The 19,099-nt window shown below is 58.7% G+C and carries 19 protein-coding genes and 1 other RNA gene; 9 read left to right on the top strand and 11 right to left on the bottom strand.

Translation table 11 applies throughout. The features are described 5' to 3' along the window. Window position 1: 1 nt before the first annotated feature. Both pepP and AC6BYQ_RS20835 read right to left on the bottom strand, forming a co-directional pair. The gene (pepP, locus tag AC6BYQ_RS20840; RefSeq protein WP_019455631.1) at window positions 2-1,315 is read right to left on the bottom strand and encodes a Xaa-Pro aminopeptidase; all 1,314 of its coding nucleotides are present in this window, start codon (window positions 1,313-1,315) and stop codon (window positions 2-4) included. Between the two features lie 55 nt (window positions 1,316-1,370). Continuing rightward, complete coding sequence (locus AC6BYQ_RS20835; RefSeq protein WP_025160211.1) at window positions 1,371-1,949, bottom strand: YecA/YgfB family protein; 579 nt, start codon at window positions 1,947-1,949, stop codon at window positions 1,371-1,373. Between the two features lie 319 nt (window positions 1,950-2,268). Between AC6BYQ_RS20835 and zapA the strand changes: the two genes are divergently transcribed. From zapA to AC6BYQ_RS20820, 3 genes are all read left to right on the top strand, one after another. Further along, the gene (gene zapA, locus AC6BYQ_RS20830) at window positions 2,269-2,598 is read left to right on the top strand and encodes a cell division protein ZapA (RefSeq protein ID WP_019455629.1); all 330 of its coding nucleotides are present in this window, start codon (window positions 2,269-2,271) and stop codon (window positions 2,596-2,598) included. Window positions 2,599-2,639: 41 nt separating this feature from the next. Continuing rightward, window positions 2,640-2,822, top strand: a non-coding RNA gene (gene ssrS, locus AC6BYQ_RS20825) — 6S RNA. 52 nt (window positions 2,823-2,874) lie between these two features. After that, the gene (locus AC6BYQ_RS20820; RefSeq protein WP_019455628.1) at window positions 2,875-3,483 is read left to right on the top strand and encodes a 5-formyltetrahydrofolate cyclo-ligase; all 609 of its coding nucleotides are present in this window, start codon (window positions 2,875-2,877) and stop codon (window positions 3,481-3,483) included. 53 nt (window positions 3,484-3,536) lie between these two features. On the opposite strand, the gene serA is transcribed toward AC6BYQ_RS20820, so the two are convergent. Together serA and rpiA are read right to left on the bottom strand one after the other, a co-directional pair. Continuing rightward, on the bottom strand, window positions 3,537-4,775 hold the full coding sequence (gene serA, locus AC6BYQ_RS20815; protein WP_025160210.1) for a phosphoglycerate dehydrogenase: 1,239 nt from the start codon (window positions 4,773-4,775) through the stop codon (window positions 3,537-3,539). Window positions 4,776-5,068: 293 nt separating this feature from the next. Then, window positions 5,069-5,725 carry a ribose-5-phosphate isomerase RpiA gene (gene rpiA, locus AC6BYQ_RS20810; protein WP_019455626.1) on the bottom strand — a complete coding sequence of 219 codons (657 nt, stop codon included), beginning with the start codon at window positions 5,723-5,725 and terminating at the stop codon, window positions 5,069-5,071. Between the two features lie 204 nt (window positions 5,726-5,929). On the opposite strand from rpiA, the gene AC6BYQ_RS20805 reads away from it, so the two are divergent. Next, a complete protein-coding gene (locus AC6BYQ_RS20805; protein ID WP_019455625.1) occupies window positions 5,930-6,823 on the top strand; it encodes a LysR family transcriptional regulator ArgP in 894 nt (297 codons plus the stop codon). A gap of 48 nt (window positions 6,824-6,871) precedes the next feature. Here the strand turns inward: AC6BYQ_RS20805 and AC6BYQ_RS20800 are convergent, their stop codons facing one another. Together AC6BYQ_RS20800 and argO are read right to left on the bottom strand one after the other, a co-directional pair. Further along, window positions 6,872-7,603, bottom strand: a complete 732-nt coding sequence (locus AC6BYQ_RS20800; protein WP_025160209.1) for an oxidative stress defense protein — start codon at window positions 7,601-7,603, stop codon at window positions 6,872-6,874. A 121-nt stretch (window positions 7,604-7,724) separates the two neighbouring features. Beyond that, window positions 7,725-8,342 (bottom strand): arginine exporter ArgO, encoded by a 618-nt coding sequence (gene argO / locus AC6BYQ_RS20795; protein ID WP_019455623.1) that lies wholly within the window; start codon window positions 8,340-8,342, stop codon window positions 7,725-7,727. 209 nt (window positions 8,343-8,551) lie between these two features. Between argO and AC6BYQ_RS20790 the strand changes: the two genes are divergently transcribed. Then, the gene (locus AC6BYQ_RS20790; protein ID WP_498057484.1) at window positions 8,552-9,250 is read left to right on the top strand and encodes an RluA family pseudouridine synthase; all 699 of its coding nucleotides are present in this window, start codon (window positions 8,552-8,554) and stop codon (window positions 9,248-9,250) included. 7 nt (window positions 9,251-9,257) lie between these two features. Here the strand turns inward: AC6BYQ_RS20790 and AC6BYQ_RS20785 are convergent, their stop codons facing one another. Beyond that, entirely contained in the window at window positions 9,258-9,797 is a 540-nt protein-coding gene (locus AC6BYQ_RS20785) for a DUF2058 domain-containing protein (RefSeq protein ID WP_025160208.1), read from the bottom strand. 318 nt (window positions 9,798-10,115) lie between these two features. Here AC6BYQ_RS20785 and AC6BYQ_RS20780 point away from each other — a divergent pair, with 318 nt between their 5' ends. The 3 genes from AC6BYQ_RS20780 to AC6BYQ_RS20770 all read left to right on the top strand — a co-directional run bounded on the left by AC6BYQ_RS20780 (window position 10,116) and on the right by AC6BYQ_RS20770 (window position 13,672). Beyond that, window positions 10,116-11,093, top strand: coding sequence for a DUF1852 domain-containing protein (locus AC6BYQ_RS20780; protein WP_019455621.1), 978 nt, complete (start codon window positions 10,116-10,118; stop codon window positions 11,091-11,093). 25 nt (window positions 11,094-11,118) lie between these two features. Then, entirely contained in the window at window positions 11,119-12,150 is a 1,032-nt protein-coding gene (locus AC6BYQ_RS20775; protein ID WP_025160207.1) for a methionine synthase, read from the top strand. 172 nt (window positions 12,151-12,322) lie between these two features. Beyond that, window positions 12,323-13,672 carry an MFS transporter gene (locus tag AC6BYQ_RS20770; protein ID WP_498057483.1) on the top strand — a complete coding sequence of 450 codons (1,350 nt, stop codon included), beginning with the start codon at window positions 12,323-12,325 and terminating at the stop codon, window positions 13,670-13,672. An 82-nt stretch (window positions 13,673-13,754) separates the two neighbouring features. Here the strand turns inward: AC6BYQ_RS20770 and mscS are convergent, their stop codons facing one another. Next, the gene (gene mscS / locus AC6BYQ_RS20765) at window positions 13,755-14,621 is read right to left on the bottom strand and encodes a small-conductance mechanosensitive channel MscS (RefSeq protein WP_019455618.1); all 867 of its coding nucleotides are present in this window, start codon (window positions 14,619-14,621) and stop codon (window positions 13,755-13,757) included. 205 nt (window positions 14,622-14,826) lie between these two features. Between mscS and AC6BYQ_RS20760 the strand changes: the two genes are divergently transcribed. Continuing rightward, window positions 14,827-15,495: a DUF1345 domain-containing protein gene (locus tag AC6BYQ_RS20760; RefSeq protein WP_498057482.1), complete on the top strand. Its 669-nt coding sequence runs from the start codon at window positions 14,827-14,829 to the stop codon at window positions 15,493-15,495. A 56-nt stretch (window positions 15,496-15,551) separates the two neighbouring features. Here AC6BYQ_RS20760 and fbaA read toward each other — a convergent pair whose 3' ends face one another. The 3 genes from fbaA to epd form a co-directional block, all read right to left on the bottom strand. Further along, window positions 15,552-16,631, bottom strand: coding sequence for a class II fructose-bisphosphate aldolase (fbaA, locus tag AC6BYQ_RS20755; RefSeq protein WP_025304179.1), 1,080 nt, complete (start codon window positions 16,629-16,631; stop codon window positions 15,552-15,554). A 116-nt stretch (window positions 16,632-16,747) separates the two neighbouring features. After that, complete coding sequence (pgk, locus tag AC6BYQ_RS20750; RefSeq protein ID WP_025160206.1) at window positions 16,748-17,911, bottom strand: phosphoglycerate kinase; 1,164 nt, start codon at window positions 17,909-17,911, stop codon at window positions 16,748-16,750. 70 nt (window positions 17,912-17,981) lie between these two features. Next, window positions 17,982-18,998 carry an erythrose-4-phosphate dehydrogenase gene (epd, locus tag AC6BYQ_RS20745; protein WP_004931582.1) on the bottom strand — a complete coding sequence of 339 codons (1,017 nt, stop codon included), beginning with the start codon at window positions 18,996-18,998 and terminating at the stop codon, window positions 17,982-17,984. Window positions 18,999-19,099 lie beyond the last annotated feature (101 nt).

Genomic DNA, 19,099 nt, shown 5'->3' with positions numbered 1-19,099 from the left:
GTTACCTTGCCGCCGCCATCAACGCTTCGATGGCATCGGCGTCTTTCACCACGGTGGCGGTCAGGTTTTCATTGCCGTCGGCGGTGATCACGATGTCGTCTTCGATACGGATGCCGATGCCGCGGTATTCCGCCGGCACGTCCGCATCCGGCGCGATATACAGCCCAGGCTCCACGGTCAGCACCATACCCGGCTCCAGCAGCCGATCGCGGCTCGGCGTGCCATAATGGCCGACGTCGTGCACGTCCAGGCCCAGCCAGTGGCTCAGCCCGTGCATAAAGAACTGACGGTGGGCCTGCTCGGCGATCAACTGGTCGACTTCACCTTTCAATACGCCCAGCTCCACCAGCCCGACCACCATGATGCGCACCACTTCGTCATTGACTTCGCGGATGCTGGTGCCGGGTTTGAACAGCTCCAGCGCACGCAGCAGCGACGCCAGCACGATGTCGTACACTGCGCGCTGCGGCCGGCTGAACTTGCCGTTGACCGGGAAGGTGCGGGTAATGTCGCCGGCGTACCCCTGATACTCGCAGCCGGCGTCGATCAACACCAGATCGCCGTCGCGCATCTGGCTCTCGTTCTCGGTGTAGTGCAGGATGCAGCCGTTTTCGCCGCTGCCGACGATGGTATTGTAAGACGGGTAACGGGCGCCTAGGCGGGTGAATTCATGATGAATTTCCGCTTCCAACTGGTATTCGAACATGCCCGGACGGCATTTTTCCATCGCGCGGGTATGTGCCAACGCGCTGATCTCGCCGGCGCGGCGCATCACCGCCAGCTCCTCCGGCGATTTGAACAGCCGCATGTCGTGCAGCCACGGCCGCCAGTCGGTGACGGTGGCCGGCGCCTGCAGATTCTGGCGGAATCCCTTGCGCAGCTTGTCCAGCGCGCCGAACAGGATCTGATCGGCGTAGGCGTATTCGCCCTGCGCGTGGTAGACCACGTCCAGGCCATTCAGCAGCAGGTGCAGCTGGTCATTGATTTCATCGAACGGCAGCGCGCGATCCACGCCCAGCTTCGCCGGCGCGGCGTCTTGCCCCAGACGGCGGCCAAACCAGATTTCCGCCGTCAGGTCGCGCACCCGGTTGAACAGCACGCTGTGGTTGTGCGTTTCGTCGCTTTTGATCAGCACCAGCACCGCTTCCGGCTCATTGAAGCCGGTCAGGTACCAAAAGTCGCTGTTCTGCCGGTAGGGATAGTCTGAATCTGCACTGCGCGTCGTTTCCGGCGCAGAGAAAATAACCGCCGCGCTGGCCGGCGCCATTTTCGCCAACAGCGCCTGACGGCGGTTGTTGAATTCCTGCTGAGTCATTACCTTCTCCTGAAATCATGCCATCCGCACCGCCGGCGGAGGGGCGATAGAACGTTTAGTGCAGCGTCGGTTTGATATTTTCCGGCGCCGTCGGCTTGTGACGAGTGAATTCGCCGTAGCACATGATGGCGGCGACCCGCACATACTCCGCCACTTCTTCCAGCGACTGTTCCAACTCTTCCTGATCTTCGTCTTCGTCGTAGCCCAGCTGCGCGATGTTACGCAGATCGTCGATCGCTTCACCGACCTCGTCTTTCACCTGGGCCAGCTTCGGCTGCATCATGCCCAAACCGAGCAGGAAGTGGTTGACCCAACCGGCCAGCGCGTCGGCGCGATCGAACACGCTGACGATCTCCCCTTCGGGCAGCATCAGTTGGAACAGGAATTCGTCGTCTTCCAGCGTTTCACGCGTCGCTTCATACAGCTGCTGCAACGGTTGGCTGAGCGCCTGCGGGAAGGCGACGCCTTCATTGGTCAGATCGTGCACCAGCGCCTGCCAGCCGGCATCACGGCTGCCGCCGCACAGCAGGCCGCTGATCAGGCCGTGCATTTCTGCCGCGGTCAACGCCACCGACTGTTGGTTGAGGGCCACGGTCAAAGATTGGTAACTTGGAAATGTATTCTGTATAGACATGCGCATTCGTCATCGTTGGCAGGATAAGTTCGTGGTATGCTACCACCAAGGTCCGTCGCTATACCAGATAAGCGCGACACCTCAGTGGCTAGTTATAATCGTGATGTGGCAGGTCTCACACTGCGCCGGCGGGTGACGAAAGTGCGGTAAATACGCATTTTGAAACCCTTTTTTGACTGGCGATGTCTGCCGCAGTAGATTACAACCAGGTACTGAAAAAGGGGTTGTATCTTGGTACCGAGGTATATATAGTGGCGCCCGCTTTGACGGCCCGGCCAGGGCGGACAAGGCTGGCGCGAAATTTAGGCAGGAAGGTGGCATGTCTGCACAACCGGTAGATATTCAAATTTTTGGCCGCTCGTTAAGAGTCAATTGCCCGCCAGAACAACAAGATGCGTTGAATATGGCGGCGGACGATCTTAACCAACGGTTGCAAGATCTAAAAGTTCGCACTAGAGTCTCCAATACTGAGCAACTGGTTTTCATCGCGGCATTGAACGTCTGTCACGAACTTGCTCAAGAACGGTTGAAAACCCGTGATTATGCGTCCAATATGGAACAACGCATACGGATGCTGCAGCAGACCATTGAACAAGCGCTGCTTGAACAAGGTCGCATCTCTGAACGTCAGGATGTGCAATTCGAATAACTTAAGTTGTTGAAATCACAGTTTTCAGCAACGAGTACAAAATTTCTCTGAGATGTTCGCCAGCGGGCCAGTCCCCTGAGCCGATATTTAGTACAAACAGAATGTGTTGCTCCGCGATCGGTGAGCACGCTCGGTGCGCCGAGAAGCCTTAAGATTGCGACGGCACGTTCACCTTGAACCATGGGTTCAAGGGTTACAGCCTGCGACGGCATCTCGGAGATTCCCCTTCTCAGCGGTTTATGTGTGCTGAACGCCACACTGAGCAAGCCTGATACGATGCCTTTTCAACCCCAATTCGCGCAGCAGCGCCAAGCCATTCGTCAACTCATTCGCCAACGTCGGCGCGAACTTACGCCGGGCCAGCAACGCTTTGCCGCAGAAAAGATAACCGAACGTCTCGTCGCACACGGCCGTATTCAGGCGGCGCACAGCATCGCGGTATTCCTGTCGTTTGACGGCGAACTCGATACCGGGCCGCTAATCGAGCGTTTGTGGACGCTCGGCAAACGGGTTTACCTGCCGGTGCTGCATCCGTTCAGCCCGGGGCACTTGCTGTTCCTACGCTATGCGCCGGAAACGCCGCTGGTGCGCAACCGCTTCAATATTCTCGAGCCGCACCTCGATGTGCGCCAGGTGCTGCCGCTGGGCGAGCTGGACGTGGTGTTGACACCGCTGGTGGCGTTCGATCATACCGGCCAGCGTCTGGGCATGGGCGGCGGCTTTTACGATCGCACCCTGCAAAACTGGCAGAGCGATGGCCCCTATCCCATCGGCCTGGCCCATGATTGCCAACAGGTGGAAAGCCTGCCGACCGAGCATTGGGATATCCCGCTGCCGGAGATCCTCACCCCGCTCTGCAGCTGGGCGTGGCGCGAGCCCAAATAGCAAAAGGCCGGAATCAATCCGGCCTTTTTCTTTCATTGCGGCATGCCGCCGAATCAGAACAGCAGACGGGCGCGAATGGTGCCGTCGATGGCCTTCATGCGCTGCAGCGCGGCGTCGGCGCGCGCGGTTTCCGCTTCGATATCGATCACCACATAGCCGATTTCCGGCCCGGTTTGCAGGTACTGCGCGGCGATGTTAACCCCCTCTTCGGCGAAGATCTGGTTAATCTGCGTCAGCACGCCCGGACGGTTTTCATGAATGTGCAGCAGGCGGCTGGCGTTCGGGCCATGCGCCGGCAGCGACACTTCCGGGAAGTTGACCGCCGACAGCGTCGACCCGTTGTCGGAATACTTCGCCAGTTTGCCGGCCACTTCGTCGCCGATGTTCTCTTGCGCTTCCTGAGTTGAGCCGCCGATGTGCGGCGTCAGCAGCACGTTGTCGAACTCACACAGCGGCGAGTTGAACGGATCGCTGTTGGTCGCCGGTTCTTCCGGGAAGACGTCGATCGCCGCCCCCGCCAGATGATTGCTGGCCAACGCATCGCACAGCGCGGGGATATCCACCACAGTGCCGCGCGAGGCGTTGATCAGAATGGCGCCCGGTTTCATCAGCGCCAGCTCTTCTGCACCCATCATATTCTTGGTGGCCAGCGTTTCCGGCACGTGCAGCGTTACCACGTCGCTCATATTGAGCAGATCGGACAGATGACGCACCTGTTGCGCATTACCCAGCGGCAGCTTGTTCTCGATGTCGTAGAAGAACACCTTCATGCCCAGCCCTTCGGCCAGAATGCCCAGCTGGGTGCCGATATGACCGTAGCCGATGATGCCCAATTTTTTGCCGCGCGCCTCGTAAGAGCCCACGGCCAGTTTGTGCCACACGCCGCGGTGCGCCTTGGCGTTGGCGGCCGGAATGCCGCGCAGCATCAACAACAGCTCGCCCAGCACCATTTCGGCCACGGATCGGGTATTGGAGAACGGGGCGTTGAAGACCGGAATACCGCGCTTGGTCGCTGCGTTCAGATCAACCTGGTTGGTGCCGATACAGAAGCAGCCCACCGCCACCAGCTTTTCTGCGGCGGCGAAGACCTCTTCGGTCAGATGCGTGCGCGATCGGATGCCGACGAAGTGCGCATCGCGGATGGAGGCCTTCAGCGATTCGGTGTCTAACGCACCCTTGTGGTATTCGATGTTGGTATAACCGGCGGCACGCAGATTGTCTACCGTGCTCTGATGAACCCCTTCCACCAACAGGAATTTAATCCTGTCTTTCTCCAATGATACTTTTGCCATTTACCCGACCCTATGTTCAGACTTCAGAAGCGGCTGTTGCGACACAGCTCCCATCCAACATAACAAAAATAACGCGGGCGGCAATACAAACGATTGCCTGCCCGGCAGGACAAGGCGCAGCGTTCCTGGCGGTTTCTGGCAGAAAATGCCATAGGGAAAGTTTTCGGCAGAAGCTTTGGGGAGTCAGTTTTCACAATGTGACATAAGTCACCAAATTTGCCGCTTTTCAGAAAAGATATTTTAACCGAAGAAATTTTGCGGCCCGGCATGACCGGGCCACAGGCCATGGCGGCTTATTTGACCACTTTCACGCCTTCCGACGTGCCGACCAGCGCCACGTCCGCGCCGCGGTTGGCGAACAGCCCAACGGTCACCACGCCGGCGATGCCGTTGATCTTGTTCTCCAGCGCGATGGCGTCGGTGATGCTCAGGTTATGCACGTCCAGGATCACGTTGCCGTTGTCGGTCACCACGTTTTGGCGATACTCCGGCAGGCCGCCCAGTTTCACCAGCTCGCGCGCCACGTAAGAACGCGCCATCGGGATCACTTCCACCGGCAGCGGGAACTTGCCCAACACGTCTACCTGTTTGCTGGCGTCGACGATGCAGATGAATTTCTTGGCGATGGCGGCGATGATTTTCTCGCGCGTCAGCGCTGCGCCGCCGCCCTTGATCATCTGCATATGGCCATTGATTTCGTCCGCGCCGTCCACGTAGATATCGAGCGAGTCCACTTCATTGCTGTCGAATACGTGGATGCCGAGGCTTTTCAGCTTGGCGGTGGAGGCGTCGGAGCTGGACACCGCGCCTTCAATCTGGTGCTTGATGGAGCCCAGCGCGTCAATAAAGTGGGAAGCGGTCGAGCCGGTGCCAACCCCGACGATGGTGCCCGGCGTTACGTATTCCAGTGCCGCCCAGCCTACCGCTTTTTTCAGTTCGTCCTGCGTCATAATATGTCCCTTGCCTCTGTACGAAAACGTGTGCGTATTATAGGGTAAAACGCTGTTTTTCACGCCGGCAGGATCACACTTATTTACCGCATCCCGCATTTTTACCCGCTTTGCGGCGAGTTGGTGGCGTGATTTTTCCACCTGCGCCGCGCGCAAAATGTGGCATAGTGCCGGTATCATTCTAATTTAAGGGATATCTTTCCGATGAAACGCCCAGACTATCGTACGCTGCAAGCGCTGGACGCGGTGATCCGTGAGCGCGGCTTCGAGCGCGCCGCTCAAAAACTCTGCATCACGCAATCGGCGGTATCCCAACGCATCAAACAGCTGGAAAACCTGTTCGGCCAGCCGCTGCTGGTCCGCACCGTGCCGCCGCGCCCGACCGAACAAGGGCAAAAGCTGCTGGCGTTGCTGCATCAGGTGGAGCTGCTGGAAGAAGAGTGGCTGGGCAACGACACCGGCGTCGATACGCCGCTGCTGCTGTCGCTGGCGGTCAACGCCGACAGTCTGGCGACCTGGCTGCTGCCGGCGCTGAAACCGGTGCTGGCGGACTCCCCCATTCGTCTGAATCTGCAGGTGGAAGATGAAACCCGCACCCAAGAGCGGTTGCGCCGCGGTGAAGTGGTGGGGGCGGTGAGTATTCAGCCGCAGCCGCTGCCGAGCTGCCTGGTGGATCGGCTGGGGGCGCTGGACTACCTGTTCGTGGCCTCCAGCGGCTTCGCCGAGCGCTACTTCCCCAACGGCGTCACCCGTTCCGCGCTGCTGAAAGCACCGGCGGTGGCCTTCGACCATCTCGACGACATGCACCAGGCGTTCCTGCAGCAGAACTTCGATCTGTCGCCGGGCAGCGTGCCCTGCCACATCGTGAACTCATCGGAAGCCTTCGTGCAGCTGGCACGCCAGGGCACCACCTGCTGTATGATCCCGCATCTGCAGATCGAAAAGGAGCTGGAATCCGGTGAACTGATCGACCTGACGCCGGGGCTGTACCAGCGCCGCATGCTGTACTGGCACCGCTTCGCGCCGGAAAGCCGCATGATGCGTAAAGTGACCGATGCGTTGCTGGAACACGGTCACCAGGTGCTGCGCCAGGATTAAAACGAAAAAAGGTTCGCCACAGCGAACCTTTTCTTCAATACCACACCCTTACTGCGCGGCGTTGCGCTGCAGCTCGAACACCACATCCACCTGATCGTCGAAGTGAATGCTTTGCTGTTCATAGGTCTGCGCCGCATCGCTTTCCGCCGCCGCACCGGCCGCCTTATACATCCGCGCCACCGGCATCGGCTGGTAGTTGGCGACCCGATAGCGAATGCTGTACACCGGCCCCAGCTTGGCGTGGAAGCCTTTGGCCAGGGATTCGGCCTGTTGAGTCGCGTTCTCGATCGCTTTTTGCCGTGCCTGTTCGCGATACACGTCCGGCTTGGCGACGCCCAACTCCACCGCACGGATCTCGTTCAGGCCGGATTTCAACGCGCCGTCCAGCAGCTCGTTCAGCTTGTCCAACTGGCGCAGCGTCACCTGCACCTGGCGCACCGCACGGTAGCCCTTCAGCACCGACTCGCCGGTTTTCAGGTAGTCGTATTCCGGCTGGGTGCGCAGGTTGGCGGCGCTGATGTCTTTCTTCTCGATGTTATTTTTCTGCAGGAAATCAAAGTACTGCGCCACGCGCTCATCCACCTGCTTCTTCGCCTGAGCGGCGTCTTTGGAGGAAACGCTCACTTCGATCGCCAGGGTGGCGATGTCCGGCGTGGCGTCCACGCTGGCGGTGCCGGAGGTGACGACATGCGGCCCTTCAGGCACTTCGGCCGCCTGCAGCGCCATCGGTAACGTCCCTAATCCGACCATTGCGGCCATAGCCAATGCTTTTAGCTTCACAGTGTCTCCTTAATGACAGGCTGTCTCTGATCGCCGGCTTTTCCCCGTGAGAACCGCCGGATTCCTGGCATCAAACGTAGCATATCGCGCGGCGTTTTGAATTCGGATTAGTGACAAATTCTTATAAATTTGCCCCCTGCCAGGCCAGCTGCAGCGCGATGCCCCACATCACCAGCCCGACCAGCGCATTGATGATGCGCTGCGCCCGCTGCGTGTTCAGCCAGGGCGCCAGCCAGGAGGCCAACAGCGCCAGCCCGAAGAACCACACGACCGATGCGCTGACCGCGCCGAGCGCAAACCAGGAACGCACGTCCGCCGTCAGCTGTCCACCCAGGCTGCCGAGCACCACGAAGGTGTCCAGATAAACGTGCGGGTTCAGCCAGGTGACCGCCAGCATGGTGACCACGATGCGCCAGCGGCTCTGCGCCAGCTCTTGCGCCGCAGCCTGCGCCGGCTGCGGACTGAAGGCGGAACGGAACGCGCCCCAGCCGTACCACAGCAGAAACGCCACCCCGCCCCAGGTCACCAGCGCCAGCAGCAGCGGCGAACGGGTCAGCAATGCGCTGCCGCCGAAGATGCCGGCGCAGATCAGCACGATATCGCTCAACGCGCACAGCGCGGCGATCATTAAATGATACTGACGCCGAATGCCCTGATTCATCACGAATACGTTCTGCGGGCCCAGCGGCAGGATCATGGCGGCGCTCAGGGCAAAACCCTGCAGGAAGACGGATAACATGGGGATTCCTCGAATGATAAAAGGCGCCGGACGAGGGCGCGAATCGGTCAACACGCGCATCATACGAGGAAGCGATCATTAGGTGAAATTGATGTTTCTAATCAAGTATCAGAAGCGCTAATACTCCAACCGGCGGGATTGCGCCGTCAAATTCGCCCATCGGCGAAAAATTCGCTATCATCCGCTCCCCCTCACCAGCCGGCCACACGATGTCTACGATTATCGATACCTTCATCGCCCCGCCATGTCATGATCAGATAGAGATCCTCTATCAGGACGCTCATCTGGCGCTGATCAATAAGCCGACCGGGCTGCTCAGCCTTTCGGGCAAGAATCCGCAAAATCTCGATTCGGTGCACCATCGGCTGGTGCAGATCTTCCCCGGCTGCACTTTGGTGCACCGTCTGGATTTCGGCACGTCCGGCTTGATGGTGGTGGCCCGCAATAAGGCCGTCAACGCCGCGCTCTGCCGGCAGTTCAGCGAACGCACCGTCAGCAAAGTGTACAGCGCGCTGCTCTGCGGCCATCTGGCGGATTACGAAGGAGTGATAGACGCGGCGATCGCCAAAGATCCGGCGCTGTTCCCGCTGATGTCGATTTGCGCCCTTCACGGCAAGCCCGCCCGTTCCCGCTATCGGGTCGTCGAGCGTTTTTATCGTATCGCGGAGGATGGGACATCGCTGCCGCTGACGCGGGTGCAGCTCACCCCGGAGACCGGGCGCACCCATCAGCTGCGTATTCACAGCAGGCAGTTGGGCCACCCTATTTTAGGCTGCGATCTGTATGGCGGCCGCCTGCTACCGGGCACCGAACAGACGCCGCGGCTGATGCTGCACGCCAGCGAACTGGATTTTGTGCACCCCATCAGCGGAGAGCGGATAACCGCTCGTCACGCCGCGCCGTTCTGAACGCGGCTTACCACATCAAATCGTCGGGCACTTTAAAGTCGGCGTACGGATCGTCTTCATCCTGCTCTTCCTGACTCAACGCGCTGTGCAGCACAATGCTGGCCGCATCGCGCTGCGCGATTTTATCGGCGACGCTGGCGGGGATAATCGCGTATTCACACTCTTCGCGGTTCTCGACCACCAAGCGTGCGATGGCAAGACGGCCATTGATCAGCTGGGTCTGGGTCGCTTTATCCACCAGGATTTTCTTGATCAGGTTGCCGTCGGTGAAGTTAAAACCGATATCGCCTTTCGCCAGGACGATGCGGTTCATCTCGATCAGTTGCTTCACCTGCGCTTTGTATTCTTTGGACAGCGCGGCTTGCTTTTGCTGCTCGCTCAGCTGCTTATCGCGTTCAAGCTGCGCCTTTTTATTCTCTTCCACCGCCTCTCTGGCCTCACGGGCCTGAACGCGTGATTTTTTAGCCGTTCTTTGGACTTTGGCCATTTTCTTGCTGGTTACCAAGCCCGCTTTGAGCATCTGCTCTTGTAAGGTGAGTTTTGTCATGTTCGTGTCTGAAGCCGTGGGGTTATGGTGGGGATTATACCCGTAATGTTTCAGGCTGCACCAGCTTGCCGCCTCGGCGCATCAGGCGGTTTGCGCGGCCGGATCGCGGCGGAAAACTGCCTGATGCGCCAGATCATGAACGCGGCTCATGTGGTAATGAAATTAAGTCTCTTTCACTCCCCTCGGGACTCTGGCAAAAATAGACCTCATTAACGACAGACAATATGAAAGCGGCTGAATAAAAAAATATAAAAACAACTCATTGATAAAAATAGATAAAACCAGCCATCATATCATATAACAGGATGCTATAAGACGATGAATAAAGACTTTACCTTTACGATTAAGAGCAGTTCTTTTAATGAAGATTATAACCCTTCTGAAAGTACGCGTATCACCACCAACTTTGCCAATTTGGCCAGAGGGGAAAACCGCCGGGAGAACCTGCGCAATACGTTGGTGATGATTGACAATCGCTTCAATACGTTGGCGCATTGGGATAACCCCAAGGCCGATCGTTATTCGGTCGAGCTGGAAATCATCTCGGTTGAGATGCGCATTGAAGATCACGGCGCCAGCTTTCCGGTGATCGAAATCCTGAAGACCAACATTATTGATAAAAAAACGCAAAAGCGTATCGAGGGTATCGTCGGGAACAATTTCTCGTCTTACGTGCGTGATTATGATTTTAGCGTCTTGCTGCCGGCGCATAACCAAAACGCAGCGGAGTTCAACATTCCGGATGACTTCGGCGATTTGCACGGCAATATCTTTAAGCACTTCGTCAATTCAAAGGCATACCATGAAAACTTTAGCAAACCGCCGGTGATCTGCCTCAGCGTGTCCAGCAAAGACACCTATCATCGGACGGGCAATCACCACCCGGTATTGGGTGACGAATACCGCCAAGACGGCGCTTCGTTGACCGACCGGTATTTCAAGAAAATGGGCCTGCAGGTGCGTTATTTCATGCCGAAAAATAGCGTCGCGCCCCTGGCCTTTTATTTCCCCGGTGATTTGCTGAGCGATTACACCGACCTTGAGCTGATTGGCACCATCAGCACGATGGAGACCTTCCAAAAAATCTATCGGCCTGAAATTTACAATGCCAATTCGGCGGCGGGGCAATGTTATCAGCCAAGCCTGAATAACCAGGACTATTCATTAACCAAGATTGTTTATGATCGCGAAGAGCGTAGCCAGTTAGCGATTGAGCAGGGGAAATTCACGGAAGAGCAATTTATCAAACCCTACAAGCCTATTCTTGAGCAGTGGTCTGCTCACTACGCGCTTTGATTAACTCAAATACAGGTCATCCATCATGAAAATATTGCTCCCTACATCGACCGCCGGCAGCTTGCCCAAACCTTCCTGGCTGGCCCAACCGGAAACCCTGTGGTCGCCCTGGAAATTGCAGAATGAAGAATTAATCGAAGGGAAACAGGACGCCCTGCGTTTATCGCTGGCGGAGCAACAGTTGGCCGGCATCGACATCGTCAGCGATGGCGAGCAAACGCGTCAGCATTTCGTCACGACGTTCATTGAGCACCTCAGCGGCGTCGATTTCGAGCAACGCCAGGTGGTGAAAATCCGTAATCGCTATGATGCAAGTGTTCCGACCGTGGTGGGTGCGGTCGAGCGTCAAAAGCCCGTTTTCGTTGAAGACGCCAAATTTTTACGCCAGCTGACCAAGCAACCGATTAAATGGGCCCTGCCGGGGCCGATGACCATGATCGACACGCTCTATGACAACCACTATAAAAGCCGTGAAAAATTGGCCTGGGAATTCGCCAAGATCCTCAATCAGGAAGCCAAAGAGCTCGAGGCCGCCGGCGTCGACATCATTCAGTTTGATGAGCCCGCCTTTAATGTGTTCTTTGACGAAGTGAATGACTGGGGCATCGCCGCCCTGGAAAGGGCCATCGAAGGGCTGAAGTGCGAAACGGCGGTGCATATCTGCTATGGGTACGGCATTAAAGCCAATACCGACTGGAAGAAGACGCTGGGTTCAGAGTGGCGGCAATATGAAGAGGCGTTTCCTAAACTGCAAACGTCTAATATCGATATCATCTCGCTGGAATGCCATAACTCGCACGTGCCTATGGACCTGCTTGAACTGATCCGCGGTAAAAAGGTGATGGTCGGCGCCATTGACGTGGCGAATCATGCCGTCGAGACGCCTGAAGAAGTGGCCGCTACGCTGCGTAAGGCGCTGCAGTTTGTCGATGCTGACAAGCTCTATCCGTCGACCAACTGCGGCATGGCCCCTCTGCCTCGTCAGGTCGCCCGCGGCAAGCTGAATGCCTTAAGTGCAGGCGCCGAGATCGTGCGCCGGGAACTGTTGGCCAAATAACCTTGCCAAGCGCCCGCCACAGGTACCTCCTGCGGCGGGCGATGATCATCGACTCCCTCTCCCCGCAACGCCCCCCCTCTGGTGTATACTCGGGTTTCTACGCGATGCCAGCCACAGCGGCCTGAACGGCCCCTCAGCCAGCCCACAACAGCTTAATAACAGTGGAACCCTCATGAGCCCAGATACCGCTCGCATCAGCGAAATCATCGATCGCGCCAGGATCTCACCCTACCAAATCCTGATCCTGACCTTATGTTTCCTCATCGCCCTGCTGGACGGCTTCGATACCGCCATCATCGGCTATATCGCCCCGGCGCTGCGCGAAGAGTGGGATCTGCTGCCTGCGCAGCTCTCCCCCGCCTTCGGTGCGGGGTTGTTCGGCCTGCTGCTCGGCAGCCTGCTGTTCGGGCCGCTCGCCGACGCCATCGGCCGCAAGCGAGTGCTGCTCGTCGCGGTGCTGGTGTTTGGCGGCTGCACCCTGGCTTCGGCCTATACGCATTCGATCGAATCCCTGACCTTGCTGCGCTTCATCACCGGCATTGGCCTCGGGGGCGCGATACCGACCTGCATCACTCTCAGCTCGGAATACTCACCGGCGCGCCGGCGCATGTTGATGGTCACCCTGAGCTGGAGCGGCTTCACCGCCGGGTTGGCCCTGGGCGGCCTGCTGGCCGGGCAGATCATTCCGACGTTCGGCTGGCGCGGCCTGCTGCTGGTCGGCGGTATCGCGCCGTTGGCGCTGCTGCCGCTGCTGGCCTGGCAGATGCCCGAGTCGGTGCGCTTTATGGCCGCCAGCGCCAAACACGCCGATCGGCTGCGCCGGGTGGTCGAGCGCATCACCGGCCAGCGTTGGGCCGGTGTGACGATTGTCGATGACGAGCGTCCGGCGCAGGTCAAATCGCCGATATCACACCTGTTTATCGAAGGCCGCGCCGTGCGCACCCTGCTGCTATGGGCGGCGTTCTTCTGTTCGCTGTTTGTGTTCTATCTGCTCACCAGCTGGCTGCCGACTCTCCTCAAAGACGCCGGTTACGACATCGTCCACGCCTCGCGCATCGGAGCCATGGTGCCGCTCGGCGGCACTCTGGGCGCCATCCTCATGGCGCTGCTGATGGACCGGATCGGGCCCTACCGCGTGCTGGCCGTCTCCTACCTGGGCGCCGCGCTGGTGATTGGCGTTACCGGTTACCTGATGGGCGACGCCTACACGCTGGCCGCCATTGTGTTCCTGATCGGCTTCGGCGTGGCCGGTGCGCAGAACGGCTTGAATCTGGTTTCCGCCACCCTCTACCCAACCGCAGCCCGGGTGACCGGCGTCAGCTGGGCCATGGCCAATGGCCGCTTCGGCTCAATTGTCGGCTCGATGCTCGGCGCCTGGATGATGACCGCAGCCGGATCGCCGGAAGTGTTCTTCCTCTGGCTGGCGTTGCCGGCGCTGCTGGGCGCCGCCGCCATCTTCCTGCTTTATCACCTCAGCCTGCGCCGCCGCGCGCCGTTCACCGAACCGGCGGCCGGCGTCTGAACTCGCGGAAAATAAAAGGCCGAGACGCCATTGGCAGCGTCTCGGCCCGCAATAAAAAAGGGGGCCAAGGCCCCCTTCTCTGTTATTCCGCCTTGGCGGAAGCGTCTTCGGTGCGATACAGATGCACGTCCATCTGCGGGAACGGAATGCCGATGTTGTGGGCATCCAGCGCGCGCTTGAAGTTTTCCATCAGATCGAAGTACACGTTCCAGTATTCCGCGTTAGTGGTCCAGGAACGGGTCACGAAGTTCAGGGACGATGGCGCCATCTCGTTCAGACGCACGGTCACGCCTTTGGCGTGCATGATGCGCTTGTCGGCGGCGATCACGTCGCCCAGCACCTTCTTCACCACGTCGATATCGGCGTTGTAGGCCACGCCCACCACGATATCCACGCGGCGGTTCGGTTCGCGGGAGTAGTTGATGATGTTGCCGGCGATGATTTTACCGTTCGGCACCACGATGGTTTTGTTGTCGGAAGTCCGCAGGGTGGTGGAGAAAATCTGCACCTGATCGACGGTGCCGGCCACGCCGCCCAAATCGACATATTCACCCACACGCAGTGGACGGAAGATCACCAGCAGCACGCCGGCGGCGAAGTTGGACAGCGACCCTTGCAGCGCCAGACCGACGGCCAAACCGGCGGCACCCAGCACGGCGATCACCGAGGTGGTCTGCACGCCGACGCGCCCCAGCACCGCGATGAAGGTGAATGCCAGCACGCCGTAGCGCACGATCGCCGACAGGAAATCCGCCACCGTGGCGTCGATGCCGCGCAGCTTCATTACGCGGTTCAGCGCATTGCCGACCACGCGCGCCACGATCGAACCGATAATCAGGATAACGATGGCAGCGACGATATTCACCGCATACTGGATCAACAGATCCTGGTTCTTCACCAACCAGTCGCCGGCACCGTTGATGCCGTCTACTACATTCAAATCTTTCATTCGTGTCGTCCTAACTCAGTCCCTAACGGGAGAAACTCGCAAAAATACACTGGCCTCGATAGCCAGTAGGAAACCACCGCCTTAGGGTAACCAACATTAAAGGCTCATGCCAACCGTCAGCGTTAAAAATAGCCGAAACCGCGCGCCGCTTCTTCTATGCTGAGAACAGCGCGTTGGCCATTTCACGATAAGGGATCCGTTTTTCATGCACATTCGCTCTTCGCTCAAACACTATTGGCAAGTGCGGCCCAGGCTGCTGTTTTCCGTCGGCGCCGGGCTGCTGTGCTTTCTGCTGCTGCCCGCCCAGCTCTCGCTGCTGCAGCGCTTGATGATCGGCTGGAATACGCTGGCCTGGCTCTATCTGCTGTTTCTCTGGCGGCTGATGCTGATCAGCACGCCGCAGCACATTCGCCAGATAGCCCGGCGGCAGGACGAAAGCGCCAGCATGGTGCTGGCGCTGGTCAGCCTCGGTTGTCTGGTCAGCTTATTGGCGATCCTGTTTGAATTGAGCAGCGCCAAACAGGTGGCCGGCTCGCTGAAAACGCTGCATTTGCTGCTGACCGGCGCCACGCTGGTGGTCTCCTGGCTGCTGCTGCCGACCGCTTTCACCATGCACTATGCCCACCAGTTTTATCGTCAGGGCGCGCAGCAGGATCCCTTGCCGCTGCTGTTCCCCGGCAACCTCACCGAGCCGACCTACCTGGATTTCGCCTACTTCTCCTTCACCATTGCGGTGGCGTCGCAAACCGCCGATGTGGCGGTCGGAGCAGCGGAGGTGCGTAAGGTCACCCTGCTGCAGTCGGTGATCTCCTTCGCGTTCAACATGCTGATCCTGGGCCTGTCTATCAACGTCGGCGCCGGCCTGCTGGGCTGAAAACGAAAAAGGCTCCCCGCAGGGAGCCTTTTGCATCGTGCAACAGGTGCCGAAGATTACAGAACGTCTACCGCGTTCAGATCTTTGAAGGCCTGTTCCAGACGCGTCACCATGCTGGTCTGCGCTGCGCGCAGCCATACGCGTGGATCGTAGTATTTCTTGTTCGGCTGATCGGCACCTTTCGGGTTGCCCAGCTGGCCCTGCAGGTAAGCTTCGTTCGCTTTGTAGTACTGCAGGATGCCGTCCCAGGTCGCCCATTGGGTATCGGTGTCGATGTTCATCTTGATCACGCCGTAGCCCACGGACTCTTTGATCTCTGCGTCGGTAGAACCGGAACCGCCGTGGAACACGAAGTTCAGGCTGTTGTGCGGCAGGTTGAATTTCTTGGACACGTAGTCCTGAGAATCACGCAGGATGGTCGGGGTCAGCTTGACGTTGCCTGGCTTGTACACGCCGTGCACGTTACCGAAGGAGGCAGCGATGGTGAAGCGCGGGCTGATGGCGTTCAGTTTTTCGTACGCGTAAGCCACGTCTTCCGGCTGGGTGTACAGAGCGGAAGCGTCCATATGGCTGTTGTCCACGCCATCTTCTTCACCGCCGGTGCAGCCCAGTTCGATTTCCAGCGTCATGCCGATTTTGGCCATGCGCTTCAGGTAGGCGCTGCAGATCTCGATGTTTTCTTCCAGCGACTCTTCAGACAGATCGATCATGTGGGAAGAGAACAGCGGTTTGCCGGTAGCGGCGAAGTGCTTCTCGCCGGCGTCCAGCAGGCCGTCCAGCCATGGCAGCAGTTTCTTCGCGCAGTGGTCGGTGTGCAGGATCACCGGCACGCCGTAGTGTTCAGCCATCTGGTGAACGTGGTGCGCACCAGAGATAGCGCCCAGAATCGCTGCGCCCTGAGGCACATCGGTCTTCACGCCTTTGCCGGCGATAAACGCGGCGCCGCCGTTGGAGAACTGAACGATGACCGGTGCACGCACTTTAGCTGCGGCTTCCAGCACGGCGTTGATGGAGTCGGTACCCACGCAGTTTACCGCTGGCAGCGCAAAGTTGTTCTCTTTAGCAACTGCGAAGACTTTCTGAACGTCATCACCCGTGATGACACCCGGTTTTACGAAATCAAAAATTTTAGACATGTTACTTTGTCCTGTTTCGTCGGCCGTAGATGGATGTAAATCGATGTTTTCACGCCGCGCAGCCTGTGCCGCGCGGTATAAAACAAACGGGCGGCTTTCGCCTCCCGTTGTCTGAATTACTGCTTAGCGCGCTCTTCCAGCATCACGACTGCAGGCAGCGGTTTCCCTTCAACGAATTCCAGGAATGCGCCACCGCCGGTGGAGATGTAGGAAATTTTGTCAGCGATACCGAACAGATCGATGGCTGCCAGAGTGTCGCCGCCGCCAGCGATGGAGAAAGCGTCGCTATCGGCGATCGCGCGGGCGACAATTTCGGTGCCCTTACGGAAGTTAGGGAACTCGAATACGCCAACCGGGCCATTCCACAGAATGGTCTTGGCGTTCTTCAGGATAACGGCCAGACGCTCGGCAGAGACGTCGCCCATATCCAGAATTTGCTCGTTGTCCTGGATCTCGTTGGCCTGCTTCACGGTTGCGGTCGCAGTTTCGGAGAATTCGGTCGCGACACGCACGTCGGTCGGAACCGGAATGTCGCAGGTTTCCAGCAGTTTCTGCGCGTTCGGGATCAGATCAGGTTCGTACAGAGACTGGCCCACGTTGTTGCCCTGCGCCGCCACGAAGGTGTTGGCGATGCCGCCGCCGACGATCAGCTGATCGGCGATTTTGGACAGAGAATCCAGCACGGTCAGTTTGGTGGAGACTTTAGAACCGCCCACGATGGCGACCATCGGACGGGCCGGGTTGCCCAGGGCTTTGCCCAGCGCTTCCAGCTCGGCGGACAGCAGCGGGCCGGCACAGGCGACTGGCGCGAACTTGCCCACGCCGTGGGTGGAAGCCTGCGCGCGGTGCGCGGTACCGAACGCGTCCATCACGTACACGTCGCACAGCGCCGCATATTTCTTGGACAGGGTTTCGTCGTCTTTCTTCTCGCCCTTGTTGAAACGGACGTTTTCCAGCACCACCAGTTCGCCTTCAGCGACGTCGACGCCATCCAGATAATCCTTCGCCAGACGCACTGGAGATTTCAGGTGATCTTTCAGGTAGTTGACCACAGGCAGCAGTGAGAATTCTTCGTTGTACTCGCCTTCGGTAGGACGACCCAGGTGGGAGGTTACCATCACGCGGGCGCCTTGCTTCAGCGCAGCTTCGATAGTCGGCAGGGAAGCGCGGATACGCGCGTCGGAAGTCACTTTACCGTCTTTTACCGGCACGTTCAGATCGGAGCGGATCAGTACGCGTTTACCCGCCAGATCCAGATCGGTCATCTTAATTACAGACATGGTGAACCCTCTTTATTGAATCTCTATAAAATTGCCTGAGCAGCGCGCCAATCACGCCGGCGCCGCCGTACTAGAAACCGCTGGCGGCCATTGCCCGTGTTGTATCCAACATCCGATTGGCAAAGCCCCATTCATTGTCGCACCAGACCAAGGTCTTTATCAGGTGCTGCCCGCTGACCCGGGTCTGCGTACCGTCGACGATAGCGCTGTGCGGGTCATGGTTAAAATCGATCGAGACCAATGGTAATTCCGTGTAGTCAACTATACCACGAAATGATTCCCTTGCGGCCTTTTGCAACAGCTGGTTGACCTCCGCCACCTTTACCGCGGCGCTCACGCTGACGCTCAGATCGATAGCCGTCACGTTGATGGTCGGCACGCGTACCGAGATAGCCTCGAAGCGATCGCAAAACTGCGGGAAGATGCGGGTGATGCCCGCGGCCAGCTTGGTGTCGACCGGAATGATCGACTGGCTCGCCGCGCGGGTGCGCCGCAAATCCGCGTGATACGCGTCGATCACCGGCTGATCGTTCATCGCCGAGTGAATGGTGGTCACGGTGCCGGACTCGATGCTGTAAGCGTCGTCCAGCAGCTTGATCACCGGAATAATGCAGTTGGTGGTGCACGAAGCGTTGGACACGATGCGATGCTCCGCCAGCAGCGTCTGATGGTTGACGCCGAACACGATGGTGGCGTCCAGATCGTTGCCGCCCGGATGGGCGAACAGCACTTTCTTCGCCCCCGCCGCCAGATGGGCCTCGCCATCTGCCCGGCTGCCGTACACGCCGCTGCAGTCCAGCACCACATCGACGCCCAGCTCGCCCCAGGGCAACTGCTCCACCGCCGGCTGATGCAACAGGCGAATCGCGTCATCCCCGACGCTCAGCGTGTCGCACTCTTGCCGCACATCCCAGGCGAAGCGGCCGTGGCTGGAGTCGTACTTCAGCAGATGGGCCATGCCCTCGGCGTTCGCCAGCTCGTTGATCGCCACCACGGAGATTTCCGCCCGTCGTCCCGATTCGTACAGTGCGCGCAATACGCTGCGGCCGATGCGGCCAAAGCCGTTTATCGCTATGCGGATGGTCATGCTGCTCCTGAAAAAGGGCCTTCCCCGCCGGGCTGATTCACCGGCGCCGGGCCGGCGCTGACTGGTTGTCTCACTAACCCGCATAGAGTAGTGGATCGCAC

This window comes from Serratia sp. LTN-2 (assembly GCF_059740205.1).
Note: the sequence above shows the minus strand (reverse complement) of the source record. Positions and strands in the feature narration are given on the sequence as shown.